14 protein-coding genes, 1 tRNA gene and 1 other RNA gene are annotated in these 18,158 nt (G+C 61.0%); 9 read left to right on the top strand and 7 right to left on the bottom strand.

The window, feature by feature from the left end; translation table 11 throughout:
* The 4 genes from ffs to NTZ26_09920 form a co-directional block, all read left to right on the top strand.
* Positions 1 to 259: signal recognition particle sRNA large type (ffs, locus tag NTZ26_09935), an RNA gene on the top strand; the annotation flags it as partial.
* Positions 260 to 378: 119 nt separating this feature from the next.
* Entirely contained in the window at positions 379 to 1,209 is an 831-nt protein-coding gene (locus NTZ26_09930; GenBank protein MCX6560815.1) for an OmpA family protein, read from the top strand.
* A 114-nt stretch (positions 1,210 to 1,323) separates the two neighbouring features.
* Positions 1,324 to 2,736: a Xaa-Pro peptidase family protein gene (locus NTZ26_09925; protein ID MCX6560814.1), complete on the top strand. Its 1,413-nt coding sequence runs from the start codon at positions 1,324 to 1,326 to the stop codon at positions 2,734 to 2,736.
* A 4-nt stretch (positions 2,737 to 2,740) separates the two neighbouring features.
* Complete coding sequence (locus NTZ26_09920) at positions 2,741 to 4,870, top strand: M1 family aminopeptidase (GenBank protein MCX6560813.1); 2,130 nt, start codon at positions 2,741 to 2,743, stop codon at positions 4,868 to 4,870.
* 365 nt (positions 4,871 to 5,235) lie between these two features.
* Here the strand turns inward: NTZ26_09920 and NTZ26_09915 are convergent, their stop codons facing one another.
* The 4 genes from NTZ26_09915 to NTZ26_09900 form a co-directional block, all read right to left on the bottom strand.
* The gene (locus NTZ26_09915) at positions 5,236 to 8,433 is read right to left on the bottom strand and encodes a DUF4981 domain-containing protein (GenBank protein ID MCX6560812.1); all 3,198 of its coding nucleotides are present in this window, start codon (positions 8,431 to 8,433) and stop codon (positions 5,236 to 5,238) included.
* A gap of 173 nt (positions 8,434 to 8,606) precedes the next feature.
* Positions 8,607 to 9,500, bottom strand: a complete 894-nt coding sequence (locus tag NTZ26_09910) for a dihydrodipicolinate synthase family protein (protein ID MCX6560811.1) — start codon at positions 9,498 to 9,500, stop codon at positions 8,607 to 8,609.
* Positions 9,497 to 9,976 (bottom strand): metallopeptidase family protein, encoded by a 480-nt coding sequence (locus NTZ26_09905; GenBank protein MCX6560810.1) that lies wholly within the window; start codon positions 9,974 to 9,976, stop codon positions 9,497 to 9,499. The genes NTZ26_09910 and NTZ26_09905 overlap by 4 nt, the downstream gene beginning before the upstream one ends.
* Positions 9,966 to 10,514, bottom strand: coding sequence for a cob(I)yrinic acid a,c-diamide adenosyltransferase (locus NTZ26_09900; GenBank protein ID MCX6560809.1), 549 nt, complete (start codon positions 10,512 to 10,514; stop codon positions 9,966 to 9,968). Before NTZ26_09900 ends, NTZ26_09905 begins: the two co-directional genes overlap by 11 nt.
* Before the next feature lie 186 nt (positions 10,515 to 10,700).
* Here NTZ26_09900 and serS point away from each other — a divergent pair, with 186 nt between their 5' ends.
* The 3 genes from serS to NTZ26_09885 all read left to right on the top strand — a co-directional run bounded on the left by serS (position 10,701) and on the right by NTZ26_09885 (position 13,053).
* Entirely contained in the window at positions 10,701 to 11,972 is a 1,272-nt protein-coding gene (serS, locus tag NTZ26_09895; protein MCX6560808.1) for a serine--tRNA ligase, read from the top strand.
* 106 nt (positions 11,973 to 12,078) lie between these two features.
* Positions 12,079 to 12,831, top strand: coding sequence for a hypothetical protein (locus NTZ26_09890; GenBank protein MCX6560807.1), 753 nt, complete (start codon positions 12,079 to 12,081; stop codon positions 12,829 to 12,831).
* Positions 12,832 to 12,965: 134 nt separating this feature from the next.
* Positions 12,966 to 13,053: transfer RNA gene (locus NTZ26_09885), tRNA-Ser, on the top strand.
* A gap of 24 nt (positions 13,054 to 13,077) precedes the next feature.
* Here NTZ26_09885 and NTZ26_09880 read toward each other — a convergent pair.
* The 3 genes from NTZ26_09880 to NTZ26_09870 form a co-directional block, all read right to left on the bottom strand.
* A complete protein-coding gene (locus NTZ26_09880) occupies positions 13,078 to 14,394 on the bottom strand; it encodes a hypothetical protein (GenBank protein MCX6560806.1) in 1,317 nt (438 codons plus the stop codon).
* Between the two features lie 122 nt (positions 14,395 to 14,516).
* Positions 14,517 to 15,599, bottom strand: coding sequence for an HD domain-containing protein (locus tag NTZ26_09875; protein ID MCX6560805.1), 1,083 nt, complete (start codon positions 15,597 to 15,599; stop codon positions 14,517 to 14,519).
* 304 nt (positions 15,600 to 15,903) lie between these two features.
* Positions 15,904 to 16,698: a flavodoxin family protein gene (locus NTZ26_09870; GenBank protein MCX6560804.1), complete on the bottom strand. Its 795-nt coding sequence runs from the start codon at positions 16,696 to 16,698 to the stop codon at positions 15,904 to 15,906.
* Between the two features lie 261 nt (positions 16,699 to 16,959).
* Here NTZ26_09870 and NTZ26_09865 point away from each other — a divergent pair, with 261 nt between their 5' ends.
* Together NTZ26_09865 and NTZ26_09860 are read left to right on the top strand one after the other, a co-directional pair.
* Entirely contained in the window at positions 16,960 to 17,343 is a 384-nt protein-coding gene (locus NTZ26_09865) for a hypothetical protein (protein MCX6560803.1), read from the top strand.
* Positions 17,344 to 17,370: 27 nt separating this feature from the next.
* On the top strand, positions 17,371 to 18,158 hold a 788-nt coding region (locus NTZ26_09860; GenBank protein ID MCX6560802.1), incomplete at its 3' end, for a hypothetical protein.

The raw sequence follows: 18,158 nt of genomic DNA, 5'->3' as shown, positions 1-18,158 counted from the left end.
AGACGGGGAGCCAGCGGTGCCCTGTAACCCACAACCCGCTACAGTGGGGTCGATGCCCCTGCCGAGGCCGGACCTTTTCCGAATGCGTCTCCGAAAGCGGCGTTGACGGCCGGGGCCCCGGGCAAAGCGTCGCCTGCCAATTCCGCCAGGACCGGAAGGGAGCAACGGTAACAGGAGGGCGTCTTGTGCGCCGGGTCACTCCGCCTGAGCCGGCTCCGGCGACGGCGCGGGGAGGGAACGGTCGAAGCGGGGCGCACGGCCGTTTATGAATTCCCCCCGAGCTTGCTCCGGCGCGCGCTTGCGGTGTCCCCGGCTCGGTGCTATCATTTTCAGGCCATTGACAGGGATACCCCTTCTTTGCCGCGCAAGGAGCGAAAAATGAAAACCCGAATCGTTTGGCTCGCCGTCCTGATCGTCCTGACGCTGTCCGCGCTGGGTCTGCCCGTCTTGGCCCAGGAAACCGACGCCGAGGGCTGCAAGGACCACCCGATGTTCACCCGGATGAAGAGCTATTTCCTCCAAGGGTGCGAGCTGAAGGACTTCGATGAGGTCGAGTTCTTCCTGGCCGCCTGGGAAACCAAAACCCTCGAAGGCAAAAAGACCAAAATCGATTATGCCGTCAAGGAAGGGGCGCAGATGGCCAGCCCGCTCCAGATCCGCCGCAATTACGGCAACGCCGTCAAAGCGCTCGGGGGGACCATCCTCCTCGACGAGGGCAATACCATGACCGGCCGCATTGTCAAATCGGGCCGCGAAGTGTGGGTCTCGGCCGTTGTTTACAACGACGGCGCCCTCTTCACCCTGACCGTCCTGGCTGTCGGCGAGATGGTCCAGGAGGTCTCGGCCAACGACATGCTGGAAGCGCTGAACAAGGACGGGTACATCGCCCTGTATATCAATTTCGATTCCGGGAAGGCCGACCTGAAGCCCGAGTCGGAGGGGATGATCAGCCAGATCGTCGCCCTGCTGACGGGCAACGCCGATCTCAAGGTCGGCATCGAGGGCCACACCGACAACGTCGGAACTCCCGCCGCAAACAAGGCGCTGTCCGAGCAGAGGGCTAAAGCCGTCATGGCCGCCGTGGTCAAGGGCGGCGTCTCGGCGGCGCGCCTCACGGCCTTCGGCTGGGGCCAGGAGAAACCGATCGCCGACAACCGCGGCGAGGAAGGCCGGGCCAAGAACCGCCGGGTCGAGATCGTCAAAAAGTAAACGCGCTCTGCGAACCGCTAATCGGGCCGCCGCCGCCGGCCCGGCTTTTTCCTTTGGATTCTCTTCCGCACCATCGGTATAATCACGCCGAAGATGATGGTCAAGGAGACGCGTATGCACAAACGAGCGAGAAATCCGGGCGGATGGCTTCTCCTCGCTGTGATGGTCCAGGCCTTAAGTGCAGCCCCCCTTCTTTTCGACCGGCAGGAGTATGCCGCCAGGCGCGGCAGGCTCTTGGATCGAATCCCCGACGGGATTGCCGTCATCCTTGGGGCGGCAGCTCCCGCCGCCGACCGGGCGTTCCGGCAGGGCCATGACTTCGCCTATCTCACGGGAGTCGAGATTCCCAACGCCGCCCTCGTCCTCGACGGCCTCCGGAGAGAGAGCGTCCTTTTCTTCACGATGAGCGAGAAAGAGGCGGAGGGGGAAGGCCTCCCGATCGAGCTCGTCCGGAATCCCAAAAAGGCCACGGGGATCGATCGGGTTCTCCCCGCCGAACAGCTCGGTTCGTTCCTGGCGGGCTTGAGCCAGCGGGCCCGGGTATTCTACACTCCGTTCAAACCTGAGGAAATCGGCCCCGAGAACAGCAACGAAAAGTTCAACGCCCTCCAAAGGACGATGACGCTCAACCTTTGGGACGGCCGCCTGACGCGGGAGCTCCAGCTCGTCCGCCGTTTGCGTGAGGCGTTTCCTCAGGTTGACGTCCGGGACTGCTCGGCCCTGGTCTGGGACCTGCGCAAGATCAAATCGCCCGCCGAGCTCGAAGTTCTGCGAAGGGCCGGCCGTATCGGGGTCTTGGCCCACAACGCCTTGATTCAGTCGACCCGCCCCGGCGTCTCGGAAAAGGCCCTGGAGGCCGTCTTCGAATTCGTCTGCCGCCGGGAAGGCGCCGCGGACATGGCTTACGAACCCATTCTGATGTCCGGGAAAAACCATGCCTTCGGACACTACCACGCGTATGATCGGACCTTAAAAGACGGGGATCTCGTCATCCTGGATGCGGGGCCCGACTACGCCGACTACCATGTGGACATCTCGACGACGTTCCCGGCTTCGGGCGCCTTCACCTCCCGTCAGAAGGAGCTCTACGAGGCGGCCCTGGCCGTCCGGGACGTCTGCCTGGCCAATTACCGCCCCGGCGTCACGTTTAAACAAGTAGGGGCCGCCGTCGAGGCCATGCTCAAGGACAGGAAGCTGGATGGGTTGGCTAAGGATTTCAGCGGCATCGTCCGCTATGGCGGTTACAACCATATGGTCGGCCTGGCCACGCATGACGTCATGGGGACATTCGCCGGGCCGGACGAGGTCCTGGTCCCCGGGCTTGTCTTCGCCTGCGATATCCAACTGTTCCGCCTCGAAGAGGAGATCGGCATCCGGATCGAGGACACCGTCGCCATCACGGAAAAGGGGTGCGAAAATCTCTCCCTCGGCGTTCCCAGGACGGTCGCGGAAGTCGAGACCCTGAAGAAAGGCAGCGGACTTCTCCAGATCTACGGCGGTGCGCCCGCCGCCTCCGGAAAAAGGTGAGAACATGAAAAAAGCGGCCCTCATCGCCCTGCTGGCCCTGGCGGCGGCCTTCCCGTCCTTCGGCCAAACCGTGGACTGGTCCAAGAAGACGCTCCAATCCGAGCGCAGCCGAACTTACGATGCCCGGCACTACCTTGTCAAGATCGGGCTCGACCTTGACCGGAAAGCCTTCGAAGGCTCCGCCGCGATCACGATCGCCTCTCTACGGGAGGCTTTAACGGACTGCGTTTTGGACGCCGAGGAGCTCACGGTGACGTCCGTCCTCAGCGACGAAGGAGCCCCCCTGGCCTACGAGCAGACCGACAAGGCGCTCACCGTCCACCTGCCGCGGGCCTGCCGGTTCGGGGAGGAGACCTCGTTCACCTGTTTCTATCACGGCCAAGACCCGAAGATCGGGCTGAAATTCGTGCCCAAGACCGCCGACCACCCCCAGATGGTTTATTCGGACTCGTTTCCCGAAAACGTCCACCACTGGTTCCCGTGCTTCGACTACCCCAACGACAAGGCCACAAGCGAGATCGTGGCCACGGTCAAAGCCGGGCTCAAGGTGGCGGCGAACGGACGGCTCGTTGGCGTGACCGAAGACAAAGCCGCCGGTACGGTGACGTATCACTGGTCCCAGGATCTCCCGCACTCGACCTATCTTATCTTCCTGGCCGCCGCGCCGTATGTCGTCGTCCGGGATTCTTACGGGACGCTTCCCGTCAGCTACTGGGTCTATCCGGGGAATGAGGCCAGGGTCAAGCCGACCTACGGCAAGACCCCGAAGATGATCGAGTTCTTCAACAGGACCTTCGGCTACGACTATCCCTGGCAGAAGTACGACCAGGTGTCGGTGCCGTCCGGCGGGGGAGCCGAGAGCACCTCGGCCACGGCCATGACCGACCGGATCATGGTCGACGAGAAAGGCGAGCCCGATTTCCCGGCCATCGGCATCGTCTCCCATGAGCTGGCCCACCAGTGGTGGGGGGACCTGATCACGCTCCGCAGCTGGGCCCACACCTGGCTCAACGAGAGCTTCGGGACGTACTCGGACTACCTCTACCACCGTTACGAGAAGGGAGACGACGAGGGCGCGGTCAACCTCCTGGGCAAGCTGAACGCCTACCTGCGGGAGGCCAAGACGCGCTACATCCGGCCGATCGTCTCCGACCGCTACGATGCGCCGGGCGACATGTTCGACTCGCACACCTATCCCAAGGGTGCGCGCGTCCTGCACATGCTCCGCTCGATCCTGGGCGACGAGCCGTTCTTCAAGACGATCCGGCATTTCCTCCACCGTTACGCCTTCGACGCCGTCGACACGGCCGACTTCATCCGTTCAGTCAAGACCGTCACGGGGCAGAACCTCGACTGGTTCTTCGACCAGTGGCTGTTCAAGCCCGGCCACCCCGTTTTCGAGGTCGAGAGCCGCTGGGATCCGGCCGCGAAGGTCGTCCGGCTCAAGGTCGCCCAAGTCCAGGATTTCTCCCGTGGCGTGCCCGTTTTCAGGGTTCCCGTGTCCATCAAGCTTGTGACCGCGGAGAAGACCGACATCCGGAAGGTCTGGATCGACAAGCGCGAGGAGACGTTCGAGCTTCCCCTGGAGGCCAAGCCTCTGCTCGTCCGCTTCGACGAGGACAACGTCCTGATCAAGGAAATTTCGTTTCCGAAAGGGCGCGAGGAGCTCCTTTACCAGCTCCGGCACGACGACGTGATCGGCCGGATGGATGCGGCCGCGGCGCTGCAGGCCGGCGAGCCCGATCCCGCGGTCGGCAAGGAACTGGCGGCCAGCGTCCAGGCCGATCCGTTCTGGGCGGTTCGCAAGAGTTCCCTCGAAGCCTTGGCCAGGCTCAAGCCCCGCAACGGCCCCGACGTCTTCAAGAAGGCATGTCAGGATCCGGATTCCCAGGTCCGGATGGCGGCGCTCGCCGCCCTTGGCGACCTGAAGGACCGGACGCTCGTCGGCTTTTACGAGGACCTATTCCGGAAGGACGCGAGCTTCCGGGTCCAGGCCGAGGCTCTCGCGGCCATCGGCAAAGCGGGGGACCCCTCGGCGGCGCCGTTCCTCAAGCAGGCCGCGACGATCCCGTCCTATCGCGATATGGTGAAAAAAGCGGCTGAATCGGCTTTGAAACAGCTCGAGCTTAAGTAGCCTCTCTCATTTGGGGCATCTCCCATCTCGGGGAAACGCGGTCAGGGATATCGGCCCGGCGGCTTCGGCCTCTTCTCGCCTTTTCCCACAGCTCTCTTCGGCGCCTCAGCGCTTCGCAGTCCTCGTCGGGACGTCACTTCGAAAGTCCCCGCGAGGGCGGAACTCCGCATTTCAGATCGCCCGGTCATGGAGCCTCCCCACTCCTATCCGATTCCGTTAGATGGACGCGTGCTCAAACAGCCCTCGGCGCCTGGCTAGGGCCAGGTTCCCTCAGAGAGTTGTGGAAAAAGGCGCCGGCCTCGCGATTTCGCCGTTGGCGGACATCCCTGACCGCACTTGTTTCCCAGAGATGGGAGATGATCTTTTTATTTTGTCCTCGCGAGGAGCGCCGGGTCCTCTCCCGGCGCGATCGGCTTCAAGACCACCATATAGGAATAATTGCGCACGCCCAGCCGGTACTGGGGGTGCGTTTGGGCTCCCCAGGAATCGTCGCCGCCCACACCCATCTGGCCGTAGTCCAGGTGGAGGGAGACGAAGCCGCGCTTGGCGATGTCGACGGGGTGCTTATCGCCGCGCTTCTCCTGGGTCAAGTCTTCGGCCGTGTAAGGCAGGGCGCTAAAATTGACCTGGGGCATACCGATGGCCAGCAACCCGGCTCCGTCGGCGTCCGTCAAGGCCACCCAGCGGCAGTCGGTTCGATTGCCGTACTCCTGGATGCTGACATAGGGGATCAGGGTTTGGTCGACGGCCGCTTTGTAAATCCCGACATAGGCGGAGCTTTTGCGGTCGATATAATTGTCGTGGGGGCCGCGGCCGAACCAACGCACGTCGTTCAGCCCCTTGGGCAGGGCCAGGCTCAACCCGACGCGGGGGATTTCGGGCAGGTTGCGGGCGGTCGGTTCGAATGACGCTTCGACCTTGACTTCGCCCGAGGCCCGGATCGTATAGTCCATCCGATACTTGGCGGAAACGTCCTTGAGGGCATACTCGACCGCGACCTTGACCGAGTCGCCGGCGGGACCGGAATCGATCTTCGTCATGGTCCGGTTCTCCCCGGCCTTCCGCCAGACGGCCAAGCGCTTGTCCATCCGGTTGCCGAAGTCGTTGTCCGTGGGTCCCCGCCAGAATTCCGGCTCGGGTCCTTTGGCCAGAAGCTCGCGTCCCTGATAGGTCCAAGACGTCATCAGGCCAGACCGGAGGTCGAAGCCGATCCGGAAACCGTCGCCGATGACGTTCAGGCCGGCTACGGTTCTCTCCAAGGAGAGGGCCGCCTTGGGCTTGGCCGAAGCGACTACCGCCGCCGGCCGGGTGATGCCGATTGGGAACTGTTCGCGGGCCAGGACGAAGCCGACGGGCACCAGGGGGACCCGGTCCTCATCCGCGATCATCAGCCAGACGTTAAGGAAATACTCCGCGCCGGGCTTGGCCGGCGCGGCCGGGGCATCGAGATCGAAGACCCTGGTCTGGCCGGGCGCGATCGAAGGGTTGCGAACCTCGCCTTTCGCCGCGACGGTCGCACCGTCCTCGACCAGTTCCCAACGCAGATAGAATCCGTCTAGGTTGATGAAATCGTATTTGTTGGTGACCGAGACTTGAAGCTTGCCGTCGGCCGTCTGGCCTTGTTTGAACTTCACGAACTGGTAGACCTTTTGGACCTCGTACCAGCCCGGGTGGGGCGTGCGGTCGGGCCCGACCAGGCCGTTGCAGCAGAAGTTTCTATCCGAGGGGGTCCCTTCCGGGCCGTAGTCGCCGCCGTAAGCCCAAAACAACTCGCCGGCCGCGTTTTTCTTGGCATAGCCCTGATCGACCCAGTCCCAGATGAAGGCGCCCTGCAGGTTGGGGTATTTCTCGATCACGTCCCAATAATCCTGCAGGTTGCCGGTCGAGTTGCCCATGGCGTGGGCATATTCGCACATGATCAGGGGCCGCGAGCGCTTTTTCAACCCGTAAGCTTCGAGGTAATCGATCGAGGCATACATCGGACAGACTATGTCCGTGTGGGCTTTCTCGCCGGCCCGTTCGTAATGGACGGGGCGCGAGGCGTCGCGGCCGTGGATCCAGGCCGAGGTTGCCTCGAAGTTGATCCCGTCGCCCGCCTCGTTACCCAGCGACCAGATGATGACTGAGGGATGGTTCTTGTCACGCTCGACCATGCGGATCGTTCGGTCGAGGTGGGCCGGGCCCCAGGCGGGGTCCTTGGCCAGGCTCTTGTCGCCGTAGCCCATGCCGTGCGACTCGATGTTGGCCTCATCGATGAGGTAGATTCCGTAGCGGTCGCAGAGATCGTACCAGACCGGATCGTCCGGGTAATGACAGGTCCGGACGGCGTTGATGTTGGCCTTCTTCATCAGCTCGATGTCCTGCTTCATCGAGCCGATGGAGATGACGTGGGCCGTGTAGGGGTCGTGCTCGTGGCGGTTGACGCCCTTGAGGTAGACGGCGGCGCCGTTGACCAGGAGCCGGCCGTCGACGATCTCGACCTTGCGGAAACCGATGATCGTCCGAGCCGCCTCGGTCGTCCGCCCGGCCTCGTCTTTGAGGGCCAGAACGACGGTGTAGAGATCGGGTGTTTCGGCCGACCACTTGAGGGGCTTGTCCAGCGTTCCGCCGACATGGACGGTGACGGCATCCCTGCCGTTCAGGGAAACGGCCCGCCGGTCGGTGAGGACGGGCTTGTCGTCGCGGTTGAAGAGGGTCAGTTCCACCGTTTGGCTGCCGCCGCGGCGGCCGGGCGCGGAGTTGGCGAGATCCACGACGACATCGAGAACGCCTTTGGTATAAGCCTCGGTCAGATCGGCCTTGGCCCAGAAGTCGCGGATGCGGACCTTGGGCGCGGCCGAGAGATAGACATCGCGCTCGATCCCGCTCAGACGCCAGAAGTCCTGGCATTCGAGGTAGGAGCCGTCCGACCAGCGCAGGACCTGCAGGGCCACTGTGTTCGGCCCGGCCTTGAGGTAGGGTGTGACGTCCCACTCGGCGGGCGTCTTGGAATCCTCCGAGTAGCCGGCGTAGCGGCCGTTGATCCAGATGTAGAAGGCGGATTTGACGGCCCCGAAATGGATGAAGACCTGCTTGTCCTTCCATTCGGCCGGGACGGTAAACGTCTGGCGATAGCAGCCGGTCGGGTTGTAATCGTGGGGCACATGGGGCGGGTTCGGCTGGGCCGGGGGCTTGACCCATTCATAGGATGAATTGACGTAGATGGGGATGCCGTAGCCCAAAAACTCCCAGTTGGCCGGAACGGGGATCGTCTTCCAAGCGGCGTCATCGAACTCGGGCCGGAAGAACTCGGTTGGAACGTCGGCCGGCTTCTCCAGCCAGCGGAACTTCCAGTCGCCGTTCAGGGATTTGTAGAAGGGCGAGGCCTTGCCGTCCATGAGGAGGGCGCTCTTCTCGTCCGCGTAAGGGATGAACGTGGCGTGCGGGGCGACGGTATTAACCTTGAAGACAGCGGGGTCCTCCCATTCGTTGCCGCGAGGGCCGGCCGTGGTGGGGGTCTGCGCCGTCCCCGTCAGGACGACCAGGACAAGCCCCATGGCGAGGGCGAGATGCTTGATGTTCATGCGATTCCTCCGCAAAGAATAGGGGGACAGGCCTTAGCAGCCCTCATATTCTATAGAATATGAGGACACCATACATAACCCCCGAATTGTCTCGTCGTGCATATTGCGAGACCAGGCTCGTTTTGGATAACCTCGATCCAGGAGATAGGGGGATATGTATAGTGTCCCCCCAATTACGGAAGCTCGGTCATCAGGCGGGCGATGGCGGCCGCGGCATCGGCGGCGAGCGGGAGAAGCGGCGAACGGACCCGTCCGCCCGTCTGCCCGATCATCCCGACGGCGTGCTTGAGCCCGGCGATCCCGTACGTCTCCATGACCGCCTTATTGAGCGGGACGATGTCGAGCTGGAGCGCCGCCGCTTCCGCGATTCGGCCCTCCCGGTAGAGCTCGTGGATGCGGACGCAATGGTTCGGAGCCGCGTTGGCGACACCCAGGATAGCGCCGCGGGCGCCCATGACCAAGGCCGGCAGAACGACATACCCCGAGCCCACGAAATAGCTGAAGTCGGGCGGGAGCCGGCGGATGATCTCTTCCAAATAGGCCAGGCTGCCCGAGCTCTCCTTAAGGCCGATGATGTTGGGATGGGACGCCAGCTCCACGACGAGCGACGGCTCGATCGCGATCCCCGTGTTCTGGGGGATGTTGTAGATGATCACGGGAATTCGGGCCGCGTCGGCCACGGCCAGGTAGTGGCTCTTCAAAGCCTCCCGTGTCAGCCGAGACTTGAAATAGCTCGGGGGCCGGACTAGGGCCGCATCCGTGCCCAGGTCGGCCGCCGCGTTGGTGAAGTCGATCGTCAGCCGGGTCGATTCCTGGCCTGTGCCGGCGATGACGAGCTTGCCGGATGTGGCTGCGCCGCGGGCCGTCCGAACCAGGCCGAGGGCCTCGTCCCAGGAGAGAGACACGCATTCGCCGTTCGAGCCCAAGACGACGTACCCGGCCAGGCCGGTCGCGTTGAGGACGCCGATGTTGCCGGCGAACGCCCCCAAGTCGACGTCCTCGTCGCGGGTGCCTCCGCGAAAGGGTGTGAGCAGGGCGGGGAAGATGCCTTGCAGGCTGATGGTCATGACCGGCTCCTTTTCTTGCGGTTCTCGCGTTCGACGTCCCTCAATTCGGCCTCACCGAAGCCGAAGAAATGGCCGACCTCGTGGATGACCGTGTCGCGGACCTGCTCGCGGATCTCCGCCTCCGTGGCGCAGGCGCTCTCGATCGGCCTCTGGTAGATGACGACGACGTCGGGTGGGACGTTGCCGTAGTACGAACCCCGCTTGTCCAGCGGAATGCCGTGGTAGAGGCCGAAGAGCTGATAGGGCGAGCGCAGTCCCATGTCGCGCATCGTCTCCGGCGAGGGGAAGTCCTCGACGAGAACGGCGACGTTTTCGAGCAGCTTGCGAAAATTCTGAGGCAGGGAATCGATCGACTCTTCCACCAGTCTGGTGAAGGCGGCCCGGTCCAGCCGGGAAGGGGTGCCGTCGGCGGTGGGCGGATCATCGGGACGATCCCAGAGCCCCGAAGGCGGCCGGCGCGGCGTTTTAGTCCTCAATGCCCTTCCTCGCGGCCACACCCGCGGCGAGGTAATGCTTTCGTTCGCGCATTTCAGTCACAAGATCGGCCCGACGGATGAGCCAGGCGGGCGCCTTGCGGCCCGTGAGGACGATCTCGACGTCCGGCAGGCGTTCGTCGAGGAAAGCAATGACTTCGGCCCGGGTCAGGAGATGGAAATAGAGGGCCAAATTGATCTCGTCGAGGACGACGATCCGATATTCGCCGGTTAGCATCGCCCGGCGGCATTTGGCCAGTCCTTGCCGGGCCCGGCGGATATCGGTTGCGGCCGGAGGCTCCTCCGCATGCAGAAAGCGGATGTCGCCGAACTGTTCGATGACGATAAGCGGCGCCAGCTTTCGCGCAGCGACGATCTCGCCCGTGGGGCGGCCTTTGCAGAACTGGCCGATATAGGTCCGAAAGCCGTGGCCGGCCGCCCGCAAGGCCAAGCCCAACGCCGCCGTCGTCTTTCCTTTGCCGTAGCCGGTATAGACCTGAACCCGGCCGATGAACGGAGGAGCCGTTGGCTTCTTGGGCATGAGAAATCAATATATTTCAATCTCCCGGGGCGGTCAATCCGGACCGGGCTCCAGCCGTATGAGTCCGTCATTGCGAGCACTCGCCGAAGGCGAGTGCGTGGCAACCCAGACTAGATCCCCACGCCCTCGTTTCGCGATGGCTCGGGATGACGGAAATTGCGGCGATCGTTATGCTATAATTTCGGCATGTTAGACCCGAAATTTGTCCTCGAAAATATCGATCTTGTTCGCAAGAAATGCGAGCAGAGGGGCTTCGCCCTCGACCTGACCGAATTCCTCCGCCTGGCCGAGGCCAAGAAGCTGGCCCTGCACAAGGCCGAAGACCTGCGGGCCCGCCGCAACAAGGCCTCGGAGCAAGTTGCCCAGCTCAAGCGCCAGGGCCAGGACGCTTCGGCCGTGATCGCCGAGACCAAGGGAACCGGCGACGAGATCAAGGTGCTCGATGAGGAGCTCAAAGGCTACGACGAGAAGATCAAGCTGACCCTGCTCAATATCCCGAATCTCCCGCACGACTCGGTCCCGGTGGGAAGCGATTCCACCGGCAACGTCGAGGTCCGCCGGGTCGGCGAACCGCCCTCGTTCGACTTCCCCCCGCTGGCCCATTGGGACATCGGCACGAATCTCGGCATCCTGGATTTCGAGAGGGCGGCCAAGATCACAGGGGCTCGTTTCACCGTCTCCCTGGGCCCCGCGGCCCGCATGGAGCGGGCCCTGATCAACTTCATGCTCGACATCCATACCCGCGAGCGGGGCTTCACCGAAGTTCTGCCGCCGTTCATCGCCAACGAAGCCAGCCTGACGGGGACCGGCAACCTGCCCAAGTTCGCCCAGGATCTGTTCAAGCTTGAAGGCCTTCCTTGGTATCTTGTGCCGACGGCCGAAGTCCCGCTGACCAACTACTACCGCGATGAGATCATCGACGGTTCCATCCTCCCCCGCCGCCTGACCGCCTACACGCCTTGCTTCCGCAGCGAAGCCGGCTCCTACGGCAAAGACGTCCGCGGGCTCATCCGCCAGCACCAGTTTAACAAGGTCGAGATGATGATCTTCTCCGTGCCCGAGAAGTCGGCCGAAGAGCACGAGTGGATGACCGCCAGCGCCGAGGAGGTCCTCAAGCGCCTCGGCCTGGCTTACCGGACGGTGACGCTCTGTACCGGAGACATGGGTTTCGCCAGCCAGAAGACCTACGACATCGAGGTCTGGATGCCGACCCGCAAGGGTTATATGGAGATCTCCTCCTGCTCCAACTGCGGCGAATTCCAGGCCCGCCGGGCCAACATCCGGTTCCGCCGCGAGCCCAAGGCCAAGCCCGAGATCGTCCACACCCTGAACGGCTCGGGGCTGGCCGTCGGCCGGACCGTGGCCGCCATCCTGGAAAACTATCAGCAGGAGGACGGCTGGGTCGTCGTCCCGGAAGCCCTTCAGCCTTATATGGACGGCCTTCAGAGAATTTCCTGACGGTTGCGATTATTCCGCGTTTTGTCGTTGCGACGGTGCGATGGCCGTCCTCGAAACGATGTCTTTTAGAATGTCGTCGCGAGGAGCACTCGCCTTCGGCGAGTGCGTGGCAACCTCTCGCAACAGCAGCTGGCGCGGCACTTTGTCCGTCAACCGGGTGACGACGGACATGAAGATCAGCGCCTCGTTCAACCGCAGCGTCAACGTCAGCAGCTTCACGATCCTCGACGAAACAATAGACAGGTCGACCCGGAATTGGAAATTCGGCGGCCTGGTCGTCAAGAGCCTGGGCGAACACTGGTCCGCCGGCGGCTGGGCGGCGGCCTCCTCCTCGACTTACAGCAATGAGGATTATTCCATTCGGGTGGCCCCGGCTATCGAGTACAACGTCTTTCCTTATTCACAAGCCACGCGAAAGAGCTTGTGCTTCCTTTACCGTTTGGGCTGGGGATACTACAAGTATTTGGAAGAGACGATCTTCAGCAAAACCAGGGAAACGCTCTGGAGCCATTCGTTGACCGCCAGCCTCGATCTGACCCAGCCATGGGGATCGGCCAGCGCCTCGATCCAGGCCTCCCAATACCTGCACGATCTGAGCAAGAATCGGCTCTCGGTTTACGGCTATACGTCGATCCGAGTCTGGAAAGGCCTCTCCGTCAATTTGAACGGCGGATTTTCCATGATCCACGATCAGCTTTCCCTGGTCAAAGGCTCGCTTTCGCAAGAGGAGGTCTTTCTCCGCCTCCGCGAGCTGTCTGCGACTTTCAACTACTATCTCTCGTTCGGCATCGGATACACCTTCGGTTCCAGCCTGATCCGCGCCGTCAACCCCCGATTCGGCGACAGCGGATACTATTAAGCTCATCACAAGCGGGGGAGACTGCGTTTCATTCGGCCGGCTATCGCGGGCTGCGCTTCATTGCGTCGGTGTGTGCTGGATCAGTTATGTGGTGTTGAAGCCGGCCGATGGCCGCGGTATGATACGGCCGCCGCGGAGGGATGGCCGAGTGGTTGAAGGCGGCGGTCTTGAAAACCGCTTTCCGGTGTCCCCGGAACGGGGGTTCGAATCCCCCTCCCTCCGTACCTTTCCCGAAGCCCGGCCGTATCAATAGAAATACATCATACTGCCGCTCCCGCCTCCGAAACGCGGGTTGACGACGTTGCTATAGATCGAGCCGAATGAGTAGCTCAACCCTATCATGAAATAGTATGAATAGCTCGTTTCCAGCATCTTCCGGCTTAGAAGCACTTCTTCCAAAGTTGCGCCTCCCTTGGGCAGGGATAATTGATCATGGATCATCGAATAGCTGCCGTAAACATCAAACGTCAGCCCCTTCCATAGACGCAGGCTAACCGATCCGTATACGTTCACGTGGTTTTTGCTAAAATCGTGAAAATAATGAGCGCCTTCGAGCTCCACACTGACCGATCCCCATTTTTCTTTGAGCCCGAGCGTTACAGCCAAGCTCTCGGTCCATAATTTTTCGGACGTTTTATCGTATATCGTCTCTTCCCTGTATGAAGTCGGCTGGAAGTTCAGTCGGTAGAGAAAGGTTAGCTGGCGGCGGGTCGATTGAGAATAGGGAAAAAGATCGTATTCGACGGCAGGGGCCGCGGCGAGGGATAGCTTGATATTGCTATAGGTAGAGGAACCGGCCGCGATATAAGCCCCGACGGACCAATGCTCCCCAAAACTTTTAGCGATCATCCCCGAGAAACTCTTGGACTCGGTCGTACTGTCGATAGTCGTATCTTCATAAGTAAAACTATCATTGCTTTTCGATGCGTAGACGCTGGTCCTTATCTTCCATTCGGGCGTCGTTCGGTTGGCCGAGAACGATCCGTAGAGTCGGTTACTAGTCATCGATTCCTGGCCGTTCAATGAGGATCGAGCGCTGAGGCTGAAGACCCAGAAATTCCACTTATCGGATACGGATGTCGGTTTCACGCTTGGCTGAAACACGATGCCAATTTTCTCTCCTATCGGAGTCTTGGCTACGTACCGGATCAATCCCATCTTCAAAACCCGAACGATGCCGGCACGAATCTCCTCTTGAGTCTGCGTCCGGTTGGAGACGAACTTTTGGGAATCGTCAAGGCCCTTGAAGTCCTGCTGGCCGCTGAAGGCCATTGTGTATTCTAGGCCGCCACCCCCCGTTTCGAGGAGCGTGATAAGAACGTGGACCTGGGCTTCCTTCCGGTCCCGGACGTAATTGACGAAGGTGATCTCGGTTTTAATGTAATCGTAGTCGCAGTAATCGCAGTCGATGAAGACGCGTGGAGCGGTCCTCTTGAGGGCGTCCGCGTCCGCCTGGCTGGGTGGAGGCGGGGGCGGGCCGGGAGGGATCTGCGCGAACATGAGGATTGGTTTGAATAGAAGGACTGCGAGGATGAGAAAAAGGAGTTTTTTGGAAAAAAGCATAGCAACCCCCTGTATAGGTCGATCTAACAGTAATACGCCGGAACAGAGGATATTGTTATCTTTTTTGTGACGAAATAATTTCCAGTGAGAATCCTCTGCCTATCGGCCGTCTATAAGCAGGCCTACCCGGCCGCCCCTATGGTGTCGCGCCCCGGGGCTCCCCGGTAGGGCTCCACTTCTTTCCGAAGCATATACTCCTTCTTCCTGAACAAAAAGACGCAAGCCTTGACGACCGCCGGGTCGAATTTCGTGCCGCTCTTGGATTCGATCTCAGCGAGCGCGTCTTCGGTTGGGCGTGCCGGTCGATAGGGCCGGTGTGAGCCCATCGATTCAACCACCTCTGCAACGGAGACTATTCTTGTCTCGGTTAGTATCTCCTTTCCCTTCAAGCCACGAGGGTATCCGGATCCGTCCAGCCGTTCGTGGTGTTGGTAGACGATCTCCGCAAGGGGGAAAGGGAAGTCGATATTCTTGAGAATTTTAAAGCCCTCTTCGGCGTGGGCCTGGATAAGAGCGAACTCATTGCGCGAGAGCTTCCCGGGCCGCGAAAGGATTTCGGAGGGGACCGCGATCTTCCCGACGTCATGGAGTAGGGCGGCGACCCTCAGGCCTTCGGTCATTTCGGGGCTCAATCCCATGATCTGCGCAATGGCCACGGCCAGCCGGGCGACCTCTTTCTGATGTATCCCTACGGAAGGATCCCGGGTCGCCGTCATATTTTGGATCGCTTCAATCGTGCCGCTGGCGAGAGCGGAATATCGAATAACCGCGTTATCGATCTCGATATTGGCTTTCTTAATATCCGATATGTCGTTGATTATTAGGGCGAAAGTACTGAGCTGATCATCGGTGACGAAAGGAAGGGGGGAGACGACCGATCGGAATGATTTCTTTATCGCGCTATCATAGTATTCGATTTCATGCTGCGCCGATTCTTTAATAGATTTGTCGAGCGGGCAGATCAGGCACTTGGTTCCTACTTTGTAATGAGGGCACTTTTTGCCAATGTAGTCTTGCGGGTTGATCGAGAGCGCCTGCAGTGCGTACTTATTGACAAGAAGCACCGTGTGGTTCGAATCGAGGATGACGATCCGGAAGTTGATGGAATCAAGGAAAGCCTGGGTGCCGAGGGTGTTGATACTCGAGAACCGCCGGCGGCGAGCGGGAACGGTAGGATCAGGTATATTCTTCAATACGATAGGCATCCGATCGCTACGAGCCGACAGTACCTGCTTATTTAGTCGTTGGCAAAGACAATTATGTGAAAGCCTACAGCCGCGCAGTCTCATCGTGGTTTCCTTCGGACCTTGCTCGTTCCCATACCTGAACCGGCGGCTTTTATCCCAGGGCCCTCGCCTCATTCCGCTCAGGTCGCTTCCGAACCCGAGATCATCTTATCCTAGGGGCAGGGGGGATAGCATTTAGTAATAAGTCGGGAGCGGCCCGGGCAAGCTAAGTAAAAATCTCTTTAGGCGCGGGACCGTTTCGGGAATAAACGATAAAAAATATTTATTGAGAGGATTCCGGCGACGAGCTTTTTGTCTGGCCGAGGGCCGCAACCCAGTCGAAGATCGCTCCGACGGCCTTCTTGAAGGGGCCGAGATGCGTGGGGTAATAGTAATCGGATTCAAACCAGCCGTGATCGCGGTAGTAGACGTGGTCGCGGCTGCCTTCGCCGAGCATGAGGCGGATTCTCGTCCGGCCGATCCTGAACGCCATAAGCCCGATGAGTGAGGGCGCCGAGTTAGTCGGCCGCAAAAGTCGGGCGTGGAATCGGCGGCTTTGTTTGGCGAGCGTTCTGTTCATCTTCCCAATCGCCTTCTCGGTCATGGGTTCGAGCGTCCGGATGCAGCTTCCCTTCACGACGTGAAAGCCGAGGCCGCCCCCGACGAAGTCCAGGTATTTGGCGATCTTGCGGGCCCCGTAGATGCCGAAAACGACGATGGACGTGGAGGTTTTGCCGTGGAAGTGCGGCCGATGGAACAGGAATCCGAGCCGGTCGAGGAAAATCTTCATAAAGGCCGAGACTTGAAAGGAGTAGTTCGGCGAAGCGAAAACGACCGCGTCCGAGGCGTTGATCTTCTCGATCAGCGCGTCCCGATCGTCTTTGAGCGGACAATGTTCCTCACCCCGTTCGAAACAGGCCTTGCAGCCGCGGCAGGTGTGGATGTCGTAGTCGCTAAGGACGACGATTTCGCTCTGAACGTCGCCGAAGGCGTCGAGCGCATCCAGAAACCGATGCGCGGCCGTGTAGGTGGCGCCTCCCTTGTGCGAACTTCCCACGAGGGCGATGATCTTCTTCATTAGCTAAGCCCTTCCTGCCGGCATGCGGCTTGCGATCGAGGCGTGTACTCTATTCGCTCGCAGGAGGACCACGGCGAACATCAGCACCCACAGCATCGTCCGGTCGCGGACCTGATTTTTCGACGATCTTCCGTCCCGCGACCGTCGAAAAGATTAAATCCCAACTCGGGGGATGTCAAGGGACATGGGGGCTTAAACTTGACAATTCCCGAATTCGCTTTTAGAATCCGACCAATCGCTAGCGAACAAGGAGGAAGGCGGATGAATCACGATGAAAGCAAAGATGATTTCCTGGCTGACGCGGTCGGTGATTCTCCGGTTTCCGAGCGGAGAAGGTTTCTAGTCGTCGCCGCCAAGTTCTCCGCCGTCATGGCGGCCGTCGGCTTGGGCGGCAAAGCCGTCCTGGGCGAGCCTGCCCCCGCCGCCGGCGCGGAAACCATGTCCTTCAACCTGATTCAACAGGCCATCCAGACCGGCGACATGGAGGGGGCGATCAGGTCGTACAAGACCGAGGTCAACCTCCAAGAGTTCCATTTCAAGGCTTTGCGCTCACTGACTTCCCAGGACCTCGGCGATTTGAGAAGAATCCAGGGAAAGCTGGAAGCCGGCGGAGGGAAGTTCGGACTCATCTGGAAGAAGATCTGACCCCCGGGCGCTTCCGACGAAGAAAGATTGAAGCCTAAGCCGGAAGTCGCTCTCCTCCATATGCCCTTCAGCGAGGGCGATCAACCCTCGCTCGGATTGAGCCTTCTCCAAGCGGCTCTTGGCCGCCGCGGCCTGCCCTCCGTCATTCACTACTTGAACATCCGGTTCACGGAGCGGATCGGCCTGGATGTTTTTAATAGAATCGACCATCTGTCCCGGCCGTACCTGGCCGGAGAATGGGTCTTCGCCGAAGCCCTCTGGGGGAAAGATGCGCAGCGGGATGCGGACTACCTCGACGAACTCACCGAGGCCTGGCGCGCCGAGCAGCGCCTCCTGCAAAAGGACGCCGATGTCGATTCGCTGCTGCGGGAGATTTCCTTCTGCCGAGAAAAAGCCGCCGCCTTCCTCGAGGACTGCCTCGCCGAGATCCCCTGGGATGAGTATCGGGTCGTTGGCTTCTCCTCGCAATTCCACCAACAGGTTGCCTCCCTGGTCCTGGCCCGGCGCCTGAAAGAACGATATCCCAAGCTCGCCGTCGTCTTCGGGGGGGCGAATTGCCGGGCCGAGATGGGGGAGGCGCTGTTTCGCAGCTTTCCCTTTCTTGACGCCGTCTGCACAGGGGAAGGCGACGCGGTCTTCCCGGAATATGTCGCCTGTTTGCTCGACGGGTTGCCTCCGCGAACGGTCCCCGGTCTGCTCTGCCGCGGAACGGAAAGCGCCGGAGTCGGTCGGGCCCCGACCTGCCGGGATCTGGACGAGCTCCCGATCCCCGATTTCGACGACTTCTTCGACCAACGGCGGCGATTCAGCGACCC

This window comes from Candidatus Aminicenantes bacterium (assembly GCA_026393855.1).
Classification (GTDB): domain Bacteria; phylum Acidobacteriota; class Aminicenantia; order Aminicenantales; family UBA4085; genus UBA4085.
The sequence above is the reverse complement of the archived record's forward strand: the minus strand, read 5'-3'. Positions and strand labels throughout refer to the sequence as shown.

What these genes read in the sequence shown, in the direction of transcription:
- NTZ26_09930 (MCX6560815.1), top strand. Translation starts at nt 379, where the DNA reads ATGAAAACCCGAATCGTTTGGCTCGCCGTCCTGATCGTCCTGACGCTG.
- NTZ26_09925 (MCX6560814.1), top strand. Translation starts at nt 1,324, where the DNA reads ATGCACAAACGAGCGAGAAATCCGGGCGGATGGCTTCTCCTCGCTGTG.
- NTZ26_09920 (MCX6560813.1), top strand. Translation starts at nt 2,741, where the DNA reads ATGAAAAAAGCGGCCCTCATCGCCCTGCTGGCCCTGGCGGCGGCCTTC.
- NTZ26_09915 (MCX6560812.1), bottom strand. Translation starts at nt 8,433, where the DNA reads ATGAACATCAAGCATCTCGCCCTCGCCATGGGGCTTGTCCTGGTCGTC.
- NTZ26_09910 (MCX6560811.1), bottom strand. Translation starts at nt 9,500, where the DNA reads ATGACCATCAGCCTGCAAGGCATCTTCCCCGCCCTGCTCACACCCTTT.
- NTZ26_09900 (MCX6560809.1), bottom strand. Translation starts at nt 10,514, where the DNA reads ATGCCCAAGAAGCCAACGGCTCCTCCGTTCATCGGCCGGGTTCAGGTC.
- serS (MCX6560808.1), top strand. Translation starts at nt 10,701, where the DNA reads ATGTTAGACCCGAAATTTGTCCTCGAAAATATCGATCTTGTTCGCAAG.
- NTZ26_09880 (MCX6560806.1), bottom strand. Translation starts at nt 14,394, where the DNA reads ATGCTTTTTTCCAAAAAACTCCTTTTTCTCATCCTCGCAGTCCTTCTA.
- NTZ26_09875 (MCX6560805.1), bottom strand. Translation starts at nt 15,599, where the DNA reads ATGCCTATCGTATTGAAGAATATACCTGATCCTACCGTTCCCGCTCGC.
- NTZ26_09870 (MCX6560804.1), bottom strand. Translation starts at nt 16,698, where the DNA reads ATGAAGAAGATCATCGCCCTCGTGGGAAGTTCGCACAAGGGAGGCGCC.
- NTZ26_09865 (MCX6560803.1), top strand. Translation starts at nt 16,960, where the DNA reads ATGAATCACGATGAAAGCAAAGATGATTTCCTGGCTGACGCGGTCGGT.